General features: G+C 72.3%; 14 protein-coding genes and 1 tRNA gene. 4 read left to right on the forward strand and 11 right to left on the reverse strand.

Translation table 11 applies throughout. From position 1 onward, the window contains the following. Nucleotides 1-115 precede the first annotated feature (115 nt). A complete protein-coding gene (locus tag L1785_RS09485; RefSeq protein WP_236089015.1) occupies nt 116-643 on the reverse strand; it encodes a MarR family winged helix-turn-helix transcriptional regulator in 528 nt (175 codons plus the stop codon). A gap of 115 nt (nt 644-758) precedes the next feature. Between L1785_RS09485 and L1785_RS09490 the strand changes: the two genes are divergently transcribed. Beyond that, nucleotides 759-2,756, forward strand: coding sequence for an ABC transporter ATP-binding protein (locus L1785_RS09490; protein WP_236089016.1), 1,998 nt, complete (start codon nt 759-761; stop codon nt 2,754-2,756). Between the two features lie 110 nt (nt 2,757-2,866). Here L1785_RS09490 and L1785_RS09495 read toward each other — a convergent pair whose 3' ends face one another. The 6 genes from L1785_RS09495 to L1785_RS09520 all read right to left on the reverse strand — a co-directional run bounded on the left by L1785_RS09495 (nt 2,867) and on the right by L1785_RS09520 (nt 10,936). Continuing rightward, on the reverse strand, nt 2,867-3,424 hold the full coding sequence (locus tag L1785_RS09495) for an NUDIX domain-containing protein (protein WP_236089017.1): 558 nt from the start codon (nt 3,422-3,424) through the stop codon (nt 2,867-2,869). A 108-nt stretch (nt 3,425-3,532) separates the two neighbouring features. Next, nucleotides 3,533-5,011, reverse strand: coding sequence for a 30S ribosomal protein S1 (gene rpsA / locus L1785_RS09500; protein WP_236089018.1), 1,479 nt, complete (start codon nt 5,009-5,011; stop codon nt 3,533-3,535). 286 nt (nt 5,012-5,297) lie between these two features. Continuing rightward, complete coding sequence (locus L1785_RS09505) at nt 5,298-7,124, reverse strand: dipeptide ABC transporter ATP-binding protein (RefSeq protein ID WP_236089019.1); 1,827 nt, start codon at nt 7,122-7,124, stop codon at nt 5,298-5,300. After that, the gene (locus tag L1785_RS09510; RefSeq protein WP_372461850.1) at nt 7,121-8,095 is read right to left on the reverse strand and encodes an ABC transporter permease; all 975 of its coding nucleotides are present in this window, start codon (nt 8,093-8,095) and stop codon (nt 7,121-7,123) included. The genes L1785_RS09505 and L1785_RS09510 overlap by 4 nt, the downstream gene beginning before the upstream one ends. Continuing rightward, nucleotides 8,092-9,099, reverse strand: coding sequence for an ABC transporter permease (locus L1785_RS09515; protein ID WP_236089020.1), 1,008 nt, complete (start codon nt 9,097-9,099; stop codon nt 8,092-8,094). Before L1785_RS09515 ends, L1785_RS09510 begins: the two co-directional genes overlap by 4 nt. A gap of 187 nt (nt 9,100-9,286) precedes the next feature. Beyond that, complete coding sequence (locus tag L1785_RS09520) at nt 9,287-10,936, reverse strand: ABC transporter substrate-binding protein (RefSeq protein ID WP_236089021.1); 1,650 nt, start codon at nt 10,934-10,936, stop codon at nt 9,287-9,289. A gap of 277 nt (nt 10,937-11,213) precedes the next feature. Between L1785_RS09520 and L1785_RS09525 the strand changes: the two genes are divergently transcribed. Next, a complete protein-coding gene (locus L1785_RS09525) occupies nt 11,214-12,029 on the forward strand; it encodes a class I SAM-dependent methyltransferase (RefSeq protein WP_236089022.1) in 816 nt (271 codons plus the stop codon). Nucleotides 12,030-12,048: 19 nt separating this feature from the next. Here the strand turns inward: L1785_RS09525 and polA are convergent, their stop codons facing one another. After that, complete coding sequence (gene polA / locus L1785_RS09530; protein ID WP_236089023.1) at nt 12,049-14,754, reverse strand: DNA polymerase I; 2,706 nt, start codon at nt 14,752-14,754, stop codon at nt 12,049-12,051. Here polA and L1785_RS09535 point away from each other — a divergent pair. After that, nucleotides 14,753-15,190, forward strand: coding sequence for a PaaI family thioesterase (locus L1785_RS09535; RefSeq protein ID WP_372461851.1), 438 nt, complete (start codon nt 14,753-14,755; stop codon nt 15,188-15,190). The two genes, polA and L1785_RS09535, sit on opposite strands and share 2 nt — an antisense overlap. Before the next feature lie 255 nt (nt 15,191-15,445). On the opposite strand, the gene L1785_RS09540 is transcribed toward L1785_RS09535, so the two are convergent. Both L1785_RS09540 and L1785_RS09545 read right to left on the reverse strand, forming a co-directional pair. Next, complete coding sequence (locus L1785_RS09540; protein ID WP_236089024.1) at nt 15,446-16,045, reverse strand: GNAT family N-acetyltransferase; 600 nt, start codon at nt 16,043-16,045, stop codon at nt 15,446-15,448. A gap of 243 nt (nt 16,046-16,288) precedes the next feature. Further along, a complete protein-coding gene (locus L1785_RS09545) occupies nt 16,289-16,900 on the reverse strand; it encodes an ANTAR domain-containing response regulator (protein WP_236089049.1) in 612 nt (203 codons plus the stop codon). A gap of 136 nt (nt 16,901-17,036) precedes the next feature. Between L1785_RS09545 and L1785_RS09550 the strand changes: the two genes are divergently transcribed. Continuing rightward, nucleotides 17,037-17,110, forward strand: a tRNA-Leu gene (locus L1785_RS09550). A gap of 180 nt (nt 17,111-17,290) precedes the next feature. On the opposite strand, the gene pyk is transcribed toward L1785_RS09550, so the two are convergent. After that, nucleotides 17,291-18,730, reverse strand: a complete 1,440-nt coding sequence (gene pyk, locus L1785_RS09555; RefSeq protein ID WP_236089025.1) for a pyruvate kinase — start codon at nt 18,728-18,730, stop codon at nt 17,291-17,293. Nucleotides 18,731-18,743 lie beyond the last annotated feature (13 nt).

Here is an 18,743-nt window from a genome sequence, read left to right on the forward strand (position 1 = left end):
GCGCACCCCGCCGGGGCGGTCGCGCCCGCCGGCCCGCCGGCGGGGGGGTTTGCCCCCCCCCCCCCCCGCGGCGCCGCTCAGCGCGGCGGCAGAGACTCCGCGTTTCCATCCCGCCCTATGTGCGCGCCGGATGGTCGACGGGCTGGTCCTCCGCGACGGCGCGCAGCAGCTGCAGCAGCAGGGCCCGCTCGACCGGGGTGAGGCGCTCGAGGCGCCCTGCAGCACCCGCCCGGCGCCGCGACCAGAGGTCTTCGAGCACCTCGTGGCCGGCGTCCGTGAGCTCCAGCAGGCGCGCCCGCCTGTCCGACGGGTCGGGTACGCGACGCACGTACCCGTCCGCCTCCGCCTGGTCCACCTTGCTCGTGACGGACCGCGGCGCGAGCTCCATCGCCGCCGCCACGTCCGCGGCGCGCACCGGTCCCGACGCGTGGGCCAGGAAGCGCAGGAGGCGCACCTGGCCGGGCGTGGTGCCGGGCGGCTCGGCGCAGTCGGCGACGGCCTCGCGGCGCATCCGGCGCGAGGCCGTGTGCAGCAGCTCGAGCAGCTCGGCCGCGTCGTCCCGTGCCACGCCGCCTGCACCGGGCTGCCCGTCATGCTCCGGGCGACCGGGGTGCCCGCCGCCCTGCTCCGCCCGGCTCGTCATGCGTCACACCCTACCATTCTTGTGAGCCAGGCACATGATGAGTTATGCTCACTATCGGCCCTGGCGCACCGCCGCCCGGGCGACCATCCTTCTCCCCACGCTCGGGAGGTACCGCATGAGCATGCAACACATGACCGGAGGCGGTCGGGGCGGCGGCATGGGCGGGGGCGGCACGATGCGGCTGTTCACCCAGGACTCGTCCGTCACCGACCATCATCTCGGCCGCAGCACCCTGCGGCGCATCCTCACCTTCGCGCGCCCCTATCGCGCGCGTCTCGCCTTCTTCCTGGTCCTGCTGGCGCTCGACGCCGCGGCCGGGGCTGCCACCCCACTCCTCTTCAAGTACCTCATCGACGACGGCATCGCCCAGGGCGACGGCCGGCTCGTCATGCTCCTGGCGGGCGGCGCCGCCGCGCTCGCCCTCGTCTCGGCCGGCCTGTCGGTCGCCGAGCGCTGGGTCTCGTCCCAGGTCGGCGAGGGCCTGATCCTCGACCTGCGCACCGCGGTCTTCGACCACGTGCAGCGCATGCCGCTCGCGTTCTTCTCGCGCGCCCGCACCGGCGCCCTGGTGCAGCGCCTCAACGGCGACGTGCTCGGAGCCCAGCGCGCGTTCACGAGCACCCTCCAGACCGTCGTCTCCAACGCGCTGACCATCGTGTTCACGCTCGCCGCGATGTTCTCGATGTCGTGGCAGCTCACGCTCCTGTCGCTCGTGCTGGTGCCGGTCTTCGTGCTGCCGGCGCGCTGGTTCGGGCGCCGGCTGGCCGCACTCACGCGCCGCGGCTACGAGCTCAACGCCGACCTCGGCCAGCTGATGAACGAGCGGTTCAACGTCGCCGGCGCCCACCTGGTCAAGGTGTTCGGCGACCCGGCACGCGAGTCCGAGCAGTACGCCGGTCACGCCCGCGCCCTGCGTGACCTCGGTGTCCGCACCGCCCTGCTCTCGACGTGGTTCCGCGTGGGGCTCACGACCGTCGCGTCGCTCGCGGTCGCGACCGTCTACGGCCTCGGCGGCCTCCAGGCGATCGGGGGCACGCTCACCGTGGGCGTGGTCGTCGCTCTCACCGCCTACCTCGGCCGCCTGTACGGCCCGCTCACGGCCATGTCGAACGTCCAGGTGGACGTCATGACCGCCTTGGTCAGCTTCGAGCGCGTCCTCGAGGTGCTCGACCTGGAGCCAACCGTCGCAGAAAAGCCTGGCGCGGCGGACCTGCGCCCTGCGGTGGCAGAGCAGGGCGCGAGCGTCGAGCTGGACGGCGTCGTCTTCCGGTACCCGGGTGCGGACGAGGTCTCGCTCGCGTCGCTCGAGTCGGTCGCGACCCTGCGGCACGACCCCACGGCGGACACCCTGCGCGGGGTCTCGTTCACGGTCCCGGCCGGCGCCATGGTCGCGCTCGTCGGCCCGTCGGGAGCCGGCAAGACCACGGTCTCCCAGCTCGTGACCCGGATGTACGACCCGACCGAGGGAACGGTCCGCATCGCGGGCCAGGACCTGCGCGACGTCACCTCCGCCTCGCTGCGGGACACGGTGGGCGTCGTCTCGCAGGAGGCACACCTGTTCCACGACAGCGTCGGCGCCAACCTGCGCTACGTGCGCCCCGACGCAACCGACGCGGAGCTCGAGCGGGCGCTGCGTCAGGCCCGCATCTGGGGCCTCGTGACGTCGCTCCCCGAGGGCCTCGACACGGTCGTGGGCGACCGCGGCTACCGCCTCTCGGGCGGCGAGCGTCAGCGCCTCGCCATCGCCCGGCTCCTGCTCAGGGCACCTGACGTCGTGGTGCTCGACGAGGCCACCGCCCACCTGGACTCCGAGTCCGAGGCCGCCGTGCAGGAGGCCCTGGACCACGCCCTCGCCGGGCGAACGTCCCTCGTCATCGCGCACCGCCTCTCGACGGTCCGCGCCGCGGACCTGATCGTGGTGCTCGACGACGGGGTCGTGGCCGAGCAGGGCACGCACGCCCAGCTTCTGGCGAGGGACGGTCTCTACGCGGACCTGTACCGCACCCAGTTCGCAGACCGGTCGTCCGATGCGGACGGTGGGGAGGGTGCGGAGGACGCGGGCGTGGCCGCCGACCGCAAGCCCACGGCCACGCCCGAGCCGACGATCGTCTGACGCCGCCCCGGGCGCAGCCGGGGCGGGCTGGCGCCGGCCCCCCGCAACCCCGGCGCGGCCGCGGGCGAGCGCCCGGCCCTCGCCGCCGTGCACGACCGCCCGAGCAACGCTCAGACGAACCGCCCCAGGTGGATCCCGGCGAGCGCGAGCGCTGCGATGGTCTCCCCGTCGCGGATCCCGCCGGCGGCGACCAGACCGAGCGCGTCCGCGAACGGCACCCACCGCACGTCGGCGATGCCTTCCTCCTCCTGGGTGGCGGCCACCGCGCCCGCGGGCATCACGGCGGGGCGCAGCCCGCGCGCCAGGAACACGTGCTCGGGCGCCACGGCGATCCCGTTCAGCGCCTCCATCCGGCCGACGGGCGCCCACTCGGCGGCCTCCAGCCCCGTCTCCTCGAGCAGCTCACGCCGCGCGGCCTCGACGGGCTCCTGGCCGTCGGTCCCGCCGGCGGGCACCTCCACCGAGCCGGGACCGGTCGTGTAGCGGTCGACCGTCACGAGCAGCACGCGGTCGTCGTCGTCCAGCGCCACCACGAACACCGATGGCTGCCGCAGCTCCAGCACGCCGTAGACGCCCGCACCGCCGTCGGGCCGGGTCACGGCGTCTTCCCGCACCCGGATCCAGGGGTTCTCGTAGGCGGTGCGGCTGCTGCGCGTGTTCCAGGACATGGCAGGAATCGTAGGCGCGAGAACGGCCCGCCACCCCGAGGGGTGGCGGGCCGTCGTGTCGGTCATGGCCTGCGGCGGTCAGACCGCCGCAGGCCAGACATCACCAGCTCAGTTGCCGGTGAGCTTCTCGCGCAGAGCGGCGAGCGCCTCGTCCGAGGCCAGCGTGCCGGTCGCCTCCTGGGCCGGAGCCGAGGAGTACGTCGTGGCACCGCCGTTGCCGCCACCGGCGGCCGGGGCGTCGCCCGAGGCCTCCGAGTCGGCCGTGAGCGCCTCGGCGACCTGCTTGCGGTGCGCGGTCCAGCGCTCGTGCGCCTTCGCGTACTCCGCCTCCCACGACTCGCGCTGGGTCTCGAAGCCCTCGAGCCACTCGTTGGTCTCCGGGTCGAAGCCCTCGGGGTACTTGTAGTTGCCCTGGTCGTCGTACTCCGCCGCCATGCCGTACAGCGCGGGGTCGAAGTCCTCGGACTCGGGGTCGACGCCCTCGTTGGCCTGCTTGAGCGACAGCGAGATGCGGCGACGCTCGAGGTCGATGTCGATGACCTTGACGAACACCTCGGCACCCACGGTGACGACCTGCTCGGGCAGCTCGACGTGGCGCACGGCCAGCTCGGAGATGTGCACCAGACCCTCGATGCCGTCCTCGACGCGCACGAACGCACCGAACGGGACGAGCTTCGTGACCTTGCCGGGCACGACCTGGCCGATGGCGTGCGTCCGGGCGAACGTCTGCCACGGGTCCTCCTGCGTCGCCTTCAGCGACAGGGAGACACGCTCGCGGTCGAAGTCGACGTCGAGAACCTCGACCGTGACCTCCTGGCCCACCTCGACGACCTCGGAGGGGTGGTCGATGTGCTTCCAGGACAGCTCGGACACGTGGACGAGACCGTCGACGCCGCCGAGGTCCACGAACGCACCGAAGTTGACGATCGAGGAGACGACACCGGGGCGGACCTGGCCCTTCTGCAGCGTCTGCAGGAAGGTGGAACGGACCTCGGACTGCGTCTGCTCGAGCCACGCGCGGCGGGACAGCACCACGTTGTTGCGGTTCTTGTCGAGCTCGATGATCTTGGCCTCGATCTCCTTGCCGACGTACGGCTGGAGGTCGCGGACTCGACGCATCTCCACGAGGGACGCCGGGAGGAAGCCGCGGAGGCCGATGTCGAGGATGAGGCCACCCTTGACGACCTCGATGACGGTGCCGGTGACGACGCCGTCCTCTTCCTTGATCTTCTCGATCGTGCCCCAGGCACGCTCGTACTGAGCGCGCTTCTTGGACAGGATCAGACGACCCTCCTTGTCCTCCTTCTGGAGAACCAGGGCCTCGACGGCGTCGCCGACGGCGACGACCTCGCCGGGGTCGACGTCGTGCTTGATGGAGAGCTCCCGGGACGGGATGACACCCTCGGTCTTGTAACCGATGTCGAGAAGGACCTCGTCACGGTCCACCTTGACGATCGTGCCCTCGACGATGTCACCATCGTTGAAGTACTTGATGGTGGCGTCGACAGCAGCAAGGAAGTCCTCCTCGGTGCCGATGTCGTTGACGGCAACCTGGGGTGCGGACTTCGCAGGGGTGGAGATGGTCATTGAGTTCGATGCTCCGATGCGGACAGGGCGTAGTGCGGACAGGGTCGTGGCGAGTACGCTGCGGCTCGACGACGTCCGAGGACGAGAAGGCCCCACGGCCGACGGCTTCCAGGAGACTGGGCCACCAGCCGGCGAGATGCCGGGATGACGGGATCGCGCGGGCGCACTGCACCGCGGAACATCCTACCGAGACGGCGTGTCGTGGGTCAACGCGAGCGAGCCCGGCCCGGCGAGCCGCCGGACCCACCGGCCCCCTGCAGAGCGGCAGGTCACCGGCAGGCCCGCGTCAGACCGCCAGATCCAGGTCCCGGCCGGGGATCGCGTCGAGCAGCGCACGGGTGTAGTCGGTCTGGGGTGTGTCGAACACCTCGTCCACCGTGCCCTCCTCGACGAGCCGCCCGGCCTGCATGACGATCACCCGGTCGGCGATCTGCCGCACCACGGCCAGGTCGTGGGTGATGAAGAGGTAGGTGAGGCCCAGGTCCTCCTGCAGCTGCGCGAGCAACCGCAGGATCTGAGCCTGGACCACGACGTCGAGCGCCGAGACGGCCTCGTCGCACACGACCAGCTCGGGCGACAGGGCCAGGGCGCGCGCGATCGCGACGCGCTGGCGCTGCCCGCCGGACAGCTCCGACGGGAACCGCCGCAGCACCCCCTTGCCGAGCGCCACCTGCTCCGCGAGCTCCTCGACGCGCGCACGGCGCTCCGCGGGATCGCCGTAACCGTGCGCGCGCAGCGGCTCCTCGATCGCCCGGTACACCGAGTACAGCGGGTCGAGCGACGAATAGGGGTCCTGGAACACGGGCTGCACGCGCCGCCGGTACGCGATGCGCGACCGGTGGTCGTGCCCGCCGGCGGGCGCCCCGTCGAACTCGATCGTGCCCGACGTCGGCTTCTCGATGTCGAGGATCATCCGCGCCAGGGTGGACTTGCCCGAGCCGGACTCCCCCACCACCGCGACGGTGCCGCCGCGCGGCACGTCCAGGCTCACGCCCTCCACAGCGGTGAAGTCGCGTCCCCGGGACAGCAGCCCGTTGCCGCGGATGCGGAAGACCTTCGTGACGTCGCGCACCTGCACCAGCGCCGCCGTCGTGGGCTCGTCCGGGTTCCCGGACGCAGTGCCGTCGTCGGACGAGCCGGTCTCGGCCGAGGGGGCGAGAAGGGCCTCCTCGAGCACCTCCTCGAGGCCGCGCTCGCGCGCGATCTCGATCCGGCGCGACGCGAGCGACGGCGCGGCCGCCATGAGGCGCTTGGTGTACTCGTGCTGCGGCTCGGTCAGGACCCGGCGGGCGGGTCCCTGCTCGACGATCTCGCCGCGGTACATGACCACGACGACGTCGGCACGCTCGGCGGCGAGGCCGAGGTCGTGCGTGATGAGGAGCACCGCCGTCCCGAGGTCCCGGGTCAGGCCCGCGAGCTGGTCGAGGATGCCCCGCTGGACGGTGACGTCGAGCGCGGAGGTCGGCTCGTCCGCGACGAGCAGCGCCGGCCGCGCCGACAGGCCCATCGCGATGAGCGCGCGCTGGCGCATGCCGCCCGAGAACTCGTGGGGGTACTGGGAGGCGCGGCGGGCGGCGTCGGGCAGCCCGACCTCCTGGAGGAGCTCGACGGTACGGGCCCGGGCTGTGCGGAGCGTCCGCACGCCGTTGTCGATCAGGCCCTCGTCGATCTGGCGGCCGATGCGCATGACCGGGTCCAGGTTCGTCATCGGGTCCTGCGGCACGAGGCCGAGCTCCGTCCCGCGCAGCTGCGCCATGCGCTGCGCGCCGGCCGCCCCCAGGTCCTCGCCCTTGAACCAGATGTGGCCCTGCGCCACGGCGCCGTTGCTCGCCAGGAGCCCGAGCACTGCCATCGCGAGGGTCGTCTTGCCCGAGCCGGACTCGCCGACGATCGCCACGGTCTGCCCGCGCCGGACCTCCACGTTCGCCCCGGTCACAGCGCGTGCGGCACCGGACTCCGTGCGGAAGTCGACGGCAAGGTCCTCGACGCGCAGGACGACGTCGTCGTCGGCCGGCACCGCCGTGGCGGCCACGGCGATCTCCTTCTCGGGCGCGGGCGTCTCGGTCACGGCGGCCTCCGGGCGGTCGGGCTGGTCGGTGCTGTGCTGCGTCATCGGCGGGTCCTGTTCCGCGGGTCGAGGGCCTCGCGCAGGCTCTCGCCGACGAGCGTGAAGCCGAGAGCGGTGATCGCGATGCAGATGCCGGGCAGGATCGCCAGGCGCGGCGCGACCGCGAGCTCCTGCTGGGCGGCGGTGAGCATGCGGCCCCACTCCGCCGTGGACGGCTCTCCGCCACCCAGGCCGAGGAAGGACAGCGCGGCCGCCTCGATGACCGCGGTGGCGAGCGTCAACGTGGCCTGCACGATGACCGGGCCGACGCTGTTCGGCAGCACGTGGCTCATCGTCACCGAGCGCCGGGTCAGGCCGAGCGCGCTCGCCGCGAGCACGTAGTCCTGGCCCCGCTGGGCCAGCATCGAGCCACGCAGCAGGCGGGCGAAGATCGGCACCTGGACGACGGCGATGGCCACGATCACCGACCAGGGCGTCTGCCCCGCGATCGCGGCGATGGACACCGCCAGGAGCAGCGACGGGACGGACAGCATGAGGTCCACGAGGCGCATCGCGGAGACGTCGACCCAGCCGCCGAACCAGCCGGCGACCAGGCCGAGCAGGACGCCGCCGGCCAGGCCGAGCAGGGTGGACAGCACGCCCACCAGCAGCGAGGCGCGCGCACCCCAGATGAGCTTGCTCAGCACGTCGCCGCCGTAACGGTCCAGCCCGAGCGGGTAGTCGGCCGACGGGCCGGGGATCTGCGTCGGTCGGATCTCGCCGCGGCCGGGCAGCTCGTGCGGGCCGAACGGCGCGAGCAGCGGCGCGAGCAGCGCGACCAGGAGGAAGAGCGCGACGATGACGAAGCCGGCGATCGCAACGGGGTTCTTCCGGAGCGTGCGCCATGCGCGGGCCCAGACGCCCTCGCCGGCGGTGTCGCGGCCGGCCGGGTCGGTGCCGTCGCCGTGGATGCTGGCGGGGGCGTGGAGCGGCGCCGTCGGGGCGCCGTCGATCGGGGGGAGCTCGTTGGCGCTCACTGCTGCCTCCTCAGCCGCGGGTCGATCAGCCCGTACGACACGTCGACGATCAGGTTCACGAGGGCATAGACGACCGCGATGAGCAGGACGAAGCCCTGCAGGACGGGGTAGTCGGCGTTGAAGACGGCCTGCGCGAGGAAGCTGCCGATGCCGCTGAACGCGAACACGGTCTCGGTGAGCACCGCGCCGGAGAGCAGCAGGCCCACCTGGAGGCCGATCGTGGTGAGGACGGGGAGCATGGCGTTGCGCAGGATGTGGTCCCCGCGCAGGCGCGCGGCCGTGATGCCCTTGGCTCGGGCCGTGCGTACGTAGTCCGCGTTCTGCACCTCGGACACGGCGGCGCGGGTCATGCGCGCCACGATCGCCAGCGGGATCGACCCCAGGGCGATGCCGGGCAGGACCAGGTGTACCAGGGCGTCCCAGGCCGCGTCCCACTCGGCGGTGAGCAGGCCGTCCAGGACGTAGAAGTTCGTGGGGTGGGTGGCGACCATCGTCGTCGACTGGCGCCCCGCCGACGGGAACCAGCCCAGCTCGACGGCGAACAGGTACTTGAGGATGAACGCGAGGAAGAAGACCGGCACGGTCACGCCCACCAGGGACACGACGACGGACGCGTGGTCCACGACCGAGCCCGCGCGGCGCGCCGCGACGTAGCCCAGCGGGATGCCGATGCCGATCGCGAAGACCAGGGCCACGACGGTCAGCTCCATCGTGGCCGGGAAACGGACGAGGAACTCCTCCACGACCGGGCGTCCGGTCCGCAGCGAGGTGCCGAGGTCACCCTGCAGAAGCTGGCCGAGGTACTTGCCGTACTGGACCCAGACTGGCTGGTCCAGCCCCATCTCGGCCTCGATCGCGGCGGCGGCCTCCGGGGTGTAACGCTCGCCGAGCATGGCCGTGACCGGCCCTCCGGGCAGAGCCCGGACCCAGGCGAACAGGAGCACTGACAGCCCCAGGAGCAGCGGTATCAAGAGCAGCAGCCGCTGCACGACAAGTCTGAGCATGGACGAACCTCTGGTAAGCGGGGGGCCTGGGTCGCAGGCGCCGCCGGCCGGACGGGAACAGCGGTCGGGGCGCGGCACGCGCCGCGCCCCGACCTGGTGCGCGCCTCCCGCGAGGGTCCCGGCCGGCCGAGGCCGGCGGAAACCCAGAAGGCGCTGGTACGACTCACCTCACAGGTGGGTCAGTGTGTCACTCCGTGAAGGTGATGACGCTGAAGACCTCGTCCTGTACCGGAGAGATCGGGTAACCCTCGATACCGGGCGCGACGACCAGCGACGGAACCGGGCTCGCGATCGGCAGGCCCGGGAGGAAGTCCATCAGGGCCTCGTTCGCGGCCTTGTAGGCGTCCTCCTGCTCGTCGACCGGCGCGTTGCGGGCGGCGTCGATCACCGAGAAGATCTCCGGGTTGTTGAAGCCCCACTCGTTCGACTCGGCGCCGAAGAAGGTGCCGATGAAGTTGTAGGTATCGTTGTAGTCACCCGTCCAGCCCAGCAGGTGCAGGCCGTGGGCGGAGCCGCCCTGGATGGTGTCGAGGTAGGTGGGACGCCACGGCGCGGCGGTGGCCTTGACCGTGATGCCGACCGCCTCGAGGTCGGCCGAGATCGCCTCGAAGTACGCGGCGGGGTCCGGCATGTACGGGCGGGAGACGTCGGTCGGGTAGTTGAACTCGATCTCCAGGGTCGTCAGGCCCGCCTCGGCCAGGAGCGCCTTCGCCTTCTCCGGGTCGTACTCGTACGTCGTCACGTCGTCGCTGTAGCCCGTGACCGACTCGGGCACGAACTGCGTGGCGACGGCAGTGCCCTCGGGCAGCGTCGCCTGCACCAGGGCCTCGCGGTCGATCGCGTACGCGATCGCCTGGCGGACCAAGATGTTGTCGAGCGGCGCAGCCTTCTGGTTCATGCCCAGGTACAGGATGTTGAAGGCCGGGCGCTGGTGGAGCGTGAAGCCTGCCGTGGTCAGCGCGTCCACGTCGGCCGGGGCGACCAGGTCGTAGCCGTCGATGTCGCCGGCCTCGAGCGCCTGACGTCGGGCGGTGCCGTCCGGGATGACCGTGAAGACGATCTTCTTGACGTCGCCGATCTCGCCCCAGTAGCCGTCGAAGGCCTCGAGCGTGATGCTCTCGCCCGTCTTCCACTCGACGAACGTGTAGGGGCCGGTGCCGACCGGGTGACCCTGGCCGTACTCGGTCAGCTGCGGTGCGTCCTCGGTGCCCTGCACGTCGTCCGCGGCGAACTCCTCGAGGGCGGCCGGCGACTGCATGGAGAACGCGGGGAGCGACAGCGCCGCGATCAGCTCGGGGACCGGCGCGCCCAGCGTGACGACCGCGGTCGTCGCGTCGGAGGCCGCGCACGACGCGTACTTGCTGTCCGCGCCCCAGCCGCCGAAGACGGCCTTGTAGTAGTACGAGAGGCTCTCGGTCGCGGCCAGGCCGGTGAAGTTGACCCAGCGGTCGAAGTTGAAGCACACGGCCTCGGCGTCGAAGTCCGTGTCGTCCTGGAACTTCACGCCCTCCTTGAGGTGGAACGTGTACTCCAGGCCGTCCTCGCTGATGTCCCAGCTCTCGGCGAGCAGCGGCGCGGGGTCGGCCGTCCCGGGCTCGACGCCGACCAGGCCCTCGAAGATCTGGCGGGCGACGCGGAACGTCTCGCCGTCGCTGGCGAACGCGGGGTCGAGCGTGGCCGGGTCGGCCGAGCCGGCGAACACGAACGTGTCCTTGCCGGTGCTCTCCTCGCCGGTGGCCTGGTCACGCTCGCTGGCCACGCAGCCGGACAGGCCGACGGCGAGTGCCGCCACGAGAGCGGCGGCACCGGCCAGGCGGCTCGTTGGGCGCAGACGCATGGCATCTCCTTCCTAGGGACGCACGGCGACGACTTGGTTGGGGCCGCTCGTGCTGACGTTGGGCCGACTCTAGGAGTGCAAGCGTTGCGGGAGTGTTTCCGGTGTCCTGTCCGGGCGAATCGTGACCTTTTCGTGACTCGTCCTACCGGTCGCTTTTGGGACGCGGTCGCCGCGTCGGCGGAGGCGGCCTCCGACGTCGCCGCAGGTCACGGCGGGGCTGTCCCGCCAAGGCCGCAAAGCGGTGCGCGGCACGCCTCGGACCAGCGATGATGGGCCGGTGGAACCTGCCCCGCCCCGGCCCGCGTCGTTCGGGTACCGCAACGTGCCCGACGCCGAAGGCGGCTCCGCGGGCCGGCAATGGTGGGACGCCAACGCGGCGGAGTACCTCGAGGAGCACGGCGCGTTCCTCGGCGACACCGGGTTCCGCTGGGGGCCGGAGGGTCTCACAGAGGGCGAGGCCGGGCTCCTGGGCGACGTCACGGGCAAGCGGGTCCTCGAGGTCGGCTCGGGCGCCGCACAGTGCTCCCGCTGGCTCGCCGGCGCGCGCGGCGCGCACGCCGTCGCGACGGACGTGTCCGCTGCGATGCTCGGCGGCGCGCTCCAGATCAACGCCGCCACGCGGGTGTGGGTGCCCGTCGTGCAGGCCGACGCGCGGGCCCTGCCGTTCGCCGACGCCTCCTTCGACGCCGTCTTCACGTCGTTCGGCGCGATCCCCTTCGTGCCCGACGCGTGGCGGGTGCACCGCGAGTCCGCCCGCGTCCTGCGTCCGGGCGGTCGCTGGGTGTTCTCCGTGACGCACCCGCTGCGCTGGGCGTTCCCCGACGACCCGACCCGGCAGGGCCTCACCGCCACGAGGTCGTACTTCGACCGCCGGCCGTATGTCGAGGCCGACACGACCGGGAGCGTGCTCTACGCCGAGTACCACCGCACGCTCGGCGACCACGTCCGGGACGTGGCCGCCGCGGGGCTGCGCCTGCTCGACGTCGTCGAGCCCGAGTGGCCGGCGTGGAACACGCAGACCTGGGGTGGCTGGGGCCCCGAGCGGGGCGCCTTCCTGCCCGGCACGGCCGTCTTCGTCACGCAGAAGTCGTAGGGCGGTCTCGGACGGGCGCTCAGTGCCCCGCCTCGTGCCACGTGGCGCCCGCGCCGACGGACACGTCGAGCGGGACGTCGAGCTCCACGGCCGCCCCCATCTGCGTCCGCAGCACGTCCTCGGCCGCATCCCGCTCCCCCGACGCGACCTCGACCACGAGCTCGTCGTGCACCTGCAGGAGCAGCCGCGAGGCGAGCCCGCGCGCGTCCAGCTCCCGCTGCACGCCGAGCATCGCGAGCTTGATGATGTCCGCCGCGCTGCCCTGGATGGGCGCGTTGAGCGCCATGCGCTCGGCCATCTCGCGGCGCTGCCGGTTGTCGCTCGTCAGGTCCGGGAGGTACCGGCGGCGTCCCAGGATCGTCGCGGTCCACCCGGTGGCCCGGGCCTCCCCCACCACGCCCGTCAGGTACTCGCGCACCCCGCCGAACCGCGTGAAGTAGTCCTCCATGAGCGAGTGCGCCTCGGACCGCTCGATCCCGAGCTGCTGCGACAGGCCGAACGCCGACAGGCCGTAGGCCAGGCCGTACGACATCGCCTTCACCTTCGCCCGCATCTGCGGCGTCACGTCCGCCGGGTCCACCTCGAAGACCCGCGAGCCCACGTACCGGTGCAGGTCCTCCCCCGACCGGAAGGCCTCGATCAGCGCGGCGTCGCCCGACAGGTGCGCCATGATCCGCATCTCGATCTGGCTGTAGTCCGCCGTCATGAGCGTCTCGTAGCCCTCGCCCACGACGAACGCCCGGCGGATGCGACGGCCCGCCTCCGTGCGGATCGGGATGTTCTGCAGGTTCGGGTCGGCCGAGCTCAGCCGCCCGGTCGCGGCGATGGTCTGCTGGAACGTGGTGTGGATCCGCCCGTCCGGGGCCACCGACTTGAGCAGGCCCTCGACCGTCTGCCGCAGCCGGCTCGCGTCGCGGTGCGCCAGCAGGTGCTCGAGGAACGGGTGCCCGGTCCGCGCGAACAGCTCCGCGAGCGCCGCGGCGTCGGTCGTGTACCCGGTCTTGATCTTCTTGGTCTTCGGCATGCCGAGCTGGTCGAAGAGGACCTCCTGCAGCTGCTTGGGGCTGCCGAGGTTCACCTCCCGGCCGATCACGTCGTACGCGTCGCCCGCCGCCTGCGCCACCGCCTCGCCGAAGTGCTTCTCCAGGCCCGTCAGGTACTCGACGTCGGCAGCGATGCCGGTCGCCTCCATGCGGGCCAGCACCTCGGACAGCGGCAGCTCCACGTCGGTCAGCAGCGCGGTGGCGCCCCGGTCACGCAGGTCGCCCGCGAGCGCCGCGGCGAGCTGCACGACGGCGTGGGCGCGCACCGCCTCGCGCGTGCCCTGACCGCCGCCGTCGAGCGACAGGTCGAGGGCGCCCTGGGCGCCCTCCGGCTCCTCGACCCGCAGCTCGTGGCCGAGGTGGCGCACCACGAGGTCACCGAGGTCGTAGCCGCGCTGGTCGGGGTGGCACAGGTAGGCGGCGAGCTCGGTGTCGAAGGTCACCCCGCGCAGCTCGAACCCGCGCGACGCCAGCGCGTGCCAGGCCGCCTTGGCGCCGTGGGCCACCTTCTCGGCCGCCGGGTCCGCGAGCCAGGCCGCGAGCGCCTTCTCGTCGTCGGACGCCAGGTCCGCGAGGTCGAGCGCGACGGCCGCGCCGTCGGCGTCCGCTACCGCGACCCCCCACGCGTCGCCGCCCCCAGGCACCGCCCGGCCCGAGACGTCGAGCCCGAGCCTGCCCGTGCGGCCGGCGAGCCAGGCGCCGAGGCCGCCCGGGGCGACGTCGTCCACCTCCACCTCGAGCCCCGTCTGGGGGCCGGCCGGTGCCACTTCCTGCGCCGCCGGGTCGGCCGCGAGCAGGCGGTCGCGGAGCTGGCCGAACTGCAGCGCGTCCGAGACACGGTGTACCGCGTCCCGGTCGAAGCCGTGCAGCGTCAGGTCGTCCGGGCCGTACGGCAGCGGGACGTCGAGCAGGAGCGCGTTCAGCTCGCGGTTGAGCCGCACCTGCGCCAGGTGCGCGCGCAGGTTCTCCCCCGCCTTGCCCTTCACCTCGTCCGCCTGCTCCAGGAGGTTGTCGAGGCTCCCGTACGCCACGACCCACTTGGCGGCCGTCTTGGGGCCGACGCCGGGGACGCCCGGCAGGTTGTCGCTGGACTCCCCCACCAGGGCCGCCAGGTCCGGGTACTGCGCCGGCGGCACCCCGTACTTGGCCGCCACGGCCTCCGGCGTCATCCGCGCCAGCTCCGAGACGCCCCGGACCGGGTACAGCACCGTGACGTGCTCGGTGACGAGCTGGAACGAGTCGCGGTCGCCCGAGCAGATGAGGACGTCCATCCCGGCCGCCTCGGCGGAGCTTGCGAGCGTCGCCAGGATGTCGTCCGCCTCGATGCCCTCCTTCGCCAGCGCGGGGATGCGCAGCGCGTCCAGCACCTCGTGGATGAGCGGCACCTGGCCGCGGAACGTCTCCGGCGTCTCGTTGCGCGTGCCCTTGTACTCGGGGAAGCGCTCTGTGCGGAAGGTCACGCGCCCGGCGTCGAACGCCACGGCGGCGTGGGTGGGCTGCTCGTCCCGCAGGAGGTTCGTCAGCATCGACGTGAAGCCGTACACGGCGTTCGTCACCTGGCCGGACGTGGTCGCCAGCGTGTCCGGGAGGGCGAAGAAAGCTCGGTACGCCATGGAGTGGCCGTCGACGAGCAGGAGACGGGGTCGCGCGGAGGTCGTCACGGGTGACAACCTATCGCCCATGACTGACACGAGCCCTGGCACCGCCTCCCCCGGCACCCCGGACTGGCGCGCGCTCTACCCGGCGTCCGCGACCTTCGAGACCCTCTTCGAGCGGATGGGGCTCGAGCTCCTGGAGATCGGACCGGACCGCGCGGTCGGGCGGATGCCGGTGAAGGGCAACACGCAGCCCACGGGGCTGCTGCACGGGGGCGCGTCGGTCGTGCTCGCGGAGACGCTGGGGTCGATCGCCGCGCAGGTCCACGCCGGGCCAGGGCGCGGGGCGGTCGGGATCGAGGTGAGCGCGTCGCACCACCGCAGCGCGCGCGAGGGCTACGTCACGGGGACGGCCACGGCGGTGCACCTGGGGCGCACGACGGCCTCGTACGAGATCGTCGTCACGGACGACGCGGGCCAGCGCGTCTGCACGGCGCGCCTCACCTGCATGCTGCTCGGCTGAGCCGGAGGTGCAGCGCAGGGTGGGGGCCGAGGTACGAGGCACCCGCCCGCAGCGGAACCTCAGGCTCAGGCGAACGACAACATCGGCTGAGCCGGAGGTGCAGCGCAGGGTGGGGGCCGAGGTACGAGGCACCCGCCCGCAGCGGAACCTCAGGCTCAGGCGAACGACAACATCGGCTGAGCCGGAGAACAACACCGGCTGAGGCTCAGCCCGACCAACACCACCGGCCAAGCACACTGGGCACGGGCGCGGGCGTCAGCCCGCGTTCGCCCGGTGCGCGACGTGCAGCTCGCGCAGGTCGATCGGCCCGGACTCGGCGACGGAGCGCGCCCGGCGACGCCGGGCGATGAGGTCCTCGAGGCCGCGGGCGCCCTGGCGCAGGCGTGCCCGGCCGGAGTCGCGCACGCCCCCCGCGGCCTCCGGCGCAAGGCGGCGCTGGAGCGCGGAGACGGCGACGACGCGGTGGCCCAGCACGGGCGCGAACCCGAGCCGGGCGAGGAAGCGCTGGACGCCACGGTTGCCCGGGACGGGCGCCGCGTAGACGTCCACGCAGTCGTGGGCCGCGGCGACGTCGGCCGCGGCGCGCAGGAGCGCATGACCCACGCCGTGCCGCCGGGCGGCCGGGGCGACGAACACGAGGTCGAGGTAGAGGCTGGGCGTGCCGGAGAAGAGGTGGGGCCCGACGACGCGTGCGACGAGCATGCCCGCGACCTCGCCGTCGTGCTCCGCCATGAGGACGTGGCCGTCGACCGACAGCAGCACGCTCAGGTGCGCCAGCAGCCGCTCGGGCTCCGCAGCGGCGAGCTGCGCGACCGCAGGCGACTCGTCGCGGGCATGGACTGCGAGCGCTACCACGGCCCGGAGATCTTCCGGGGTCGCAGGCCGCACTTCGACCACAGGTCGCACCGGCTCCACCTCGCTCATGGTCGCGTTCCCAAGTAGGACAACCGTCCAACTGAAGGCAGACGATAGACCCGCCACCCCGCAGCGCACAATGCTGCGGGAGCGGTTGTTAGCCTTCACAAGTCCGGTGTTAACCCTCACATGCCCGGAGAGTCCGGGTTTGCGTGACGGGGCCGAAACCCCGTCAGTCAGCGGTCAGGCGCCGCCCACCTGCTCGATCACGGCGTCCGCGACCTCGCGCATCGTGAGGCGGCGGTCCATCGACGTCTTCTGGATCCAGCGGAACGACTCCGGCTCCGACAGGCCCATCTTCGTCATGAGCAGGCCCTTGGCGCGGTCGACGCGCTTGCGGGTCTCGAAACGCTCCTGCAGGTCGGCGACCTCGGACTCGAGCGACGTGATCTGCGCGTAGCGCGAGATCGCGATCTCCACGGCCGGAAGCAGGTCGGCCGGCGTGAACGGCTTCACGACGTAGGCCATCGCGCCCGCGTCGCGCGCGCGCTCGACCAGCTCCGTCTGCGAGAACGCCGTCAGCAGCACGACGGGCGCCGCGTGCGCCTTGCCGATGCGCTCGGCGGCGGAGATGCCGTCCAGCTCGGGCATCTTCACGTCCATGACGACGACGTCCGGCTTGAGCTCCAGCGCCAGGTTCACCGCCGTCTCGCCGTCACCCGCCTCGCCGACCACGTCGAAGCCGGCCTCGCGGAGCGTCTCGACGACGTCCATCCGGATCAGCGCCTCGTCCTCGGCGACGATCGCACGACGCGCCGCGCGGGACGGTGCGGCGGCAGGCTCGGGCTCGATCATCGGGGGCAGGTCCAGCGGCAGTGCCTTCTCGCCTGGGGTGTTCTCGTCGGTCACGTGGACATCCTAGTGGTCGCGGCTTGGGCCGCACACCTACGGTGTGGTTCGATGTTCGCTGCACGGCGTGCAGTGCGTCACCGCCCCGGTAGCCCAATCGGCAGAGGCAACCGACTCAAAATCGGTCCAGTGTGGGTTCGAGTCCCACCCGGGGCACACGACGACGGTCTCAGCAGCGGCATCTCGCGCCGGGCACGACGGCGAAGGGGTCACCTTCCGTACGGAAGGTGACCCCGCGTGCGTCATCGGGCACAAGCCGTCTGGCGTCGCTCGATGCGCCACGGGTGCCCGACGGCAGTCCGTCGGGCACCCGGAGAGCGCAGTGCGGTGCGAAGGTCAGGAAGCCGAGCCGCGACGGTCCGTGTAGCTGCCGATCTTGTGCACCAGGATCGAGTTCGTGGTGCCCGGGACGCCCACCGGGGCGCCCGAGACGACCACCACGAGGTCGCCCTTCTCGGCCAGGCCGTTGGCCTGCAGGGTCGAGTCGACCTGGTCCACCATCGCGTCGATGTTGTCGACCTTCGGCACCAGGTACGACGTCGTGCCCCAGGTGAGCGCGAGGACGTTCGCCACTGCCGTCTCCGGCGTGAACGCCAGGAGCTGGATCGAGGAGCGCAGGCGCGACATGCGACGCGCCGAGTCACCCGACTGCGTGAACGTGACCAGGTACTTCACACCCAGCGTCTCGCCGATCTCGGCGGCCGCGCGCGTGATGGCGCCACCGCGGGTGTGCGGCGTCGAGCCGAGCGGGGCGATGCGCTCGCGGCCCAGCTCCTCCGTGGCCTCGATGATGCGGGCCATCGTCTCGACCGTGACGATCGGGTAGTCGCCCACCGAGGTCTCGCCGGAGAGCATGACCGCGTCGGCGCCGTCGAGCACCGCGTTGGCGCAGTCCGAGGCCTCGGCGCGCGTGGGGCGCGGCGAGGTCGTCATGGACTCCAGCACCTGCGTGGCGACGATGACGGGCTTCGCGTTGCGACGGGCCATCTCGATGATGCGCTTCTGGACCAGCGGCACCTCCTCGAGCGGCATCTCCACCGCGAGGTCGCCACGGGCCACCATCACGCCGTCGAACGCCGCGACGATCTCCGCGAGGTTCTCGACGGCCTGCGGCTTCTCGATCTTGGCGATGACGGGGACCGTACGGCCCTCCTCCTCCATGACCCGGCGGACGTCCTCGTAGTCCTTCGCACTGCGCACGAAGGAGAGGGCGATGAAGTCGGCGCCAAGGCGAAGAGCCCAGCGCAGGTCCTCCTCGTCCTTGTCCGACATGGCGGGGACGGACACGGCGACGCCGGGCAGGTTCAGGCCCTTGTTGTTCGAGACCGGACCCGGCACCTCGACGCGGGTCACGACGCGCGGGCCCTCGATGGCCGTCACGAGGACGCGCACCTTGCCGTCGTCGATGAGGATCGGGTCACCCACGCGGGCGTCGCCCGGCAGACCCTTGTGGGTCGTCGAGACGAGCTGCTTGGTGCCGACGACGTCCTCGGTCGTGATGGTGAAGACGTCCCCCTCGTTCAGCCAGTGCTTCTGGTCGTCGGCGAAGCGGCCGAGGCGGATCTTCGGGCCCTGCAGGTCGACGAGCACCGCCACCGGGCGGCCGGCCTCCTTCGCCGCAGCACGCACGCCGTGGTAGACGGCCGCGTGGGCCTCCTGCTCGCCGTGGCTCCGGTTGATGCGTGCGACGTCCATACCGGCGGCCACGAGCGCGCGGAGCTGCTCCGGCGACTCGGTTGCGGGTCCGATGGTGCACACGATCTTTGCTCTGCGCATGTCTCCAGCCTCT

Origin of the sequence: Antribacter soli, assembly GCF_021568775.1 — a bacterium.
Lineage (GTDB): Bacteria > Actinomycetota > Actinomycetes > Actinomycetales > Cellulomonadaceae > Antribacter > Antribacter soli.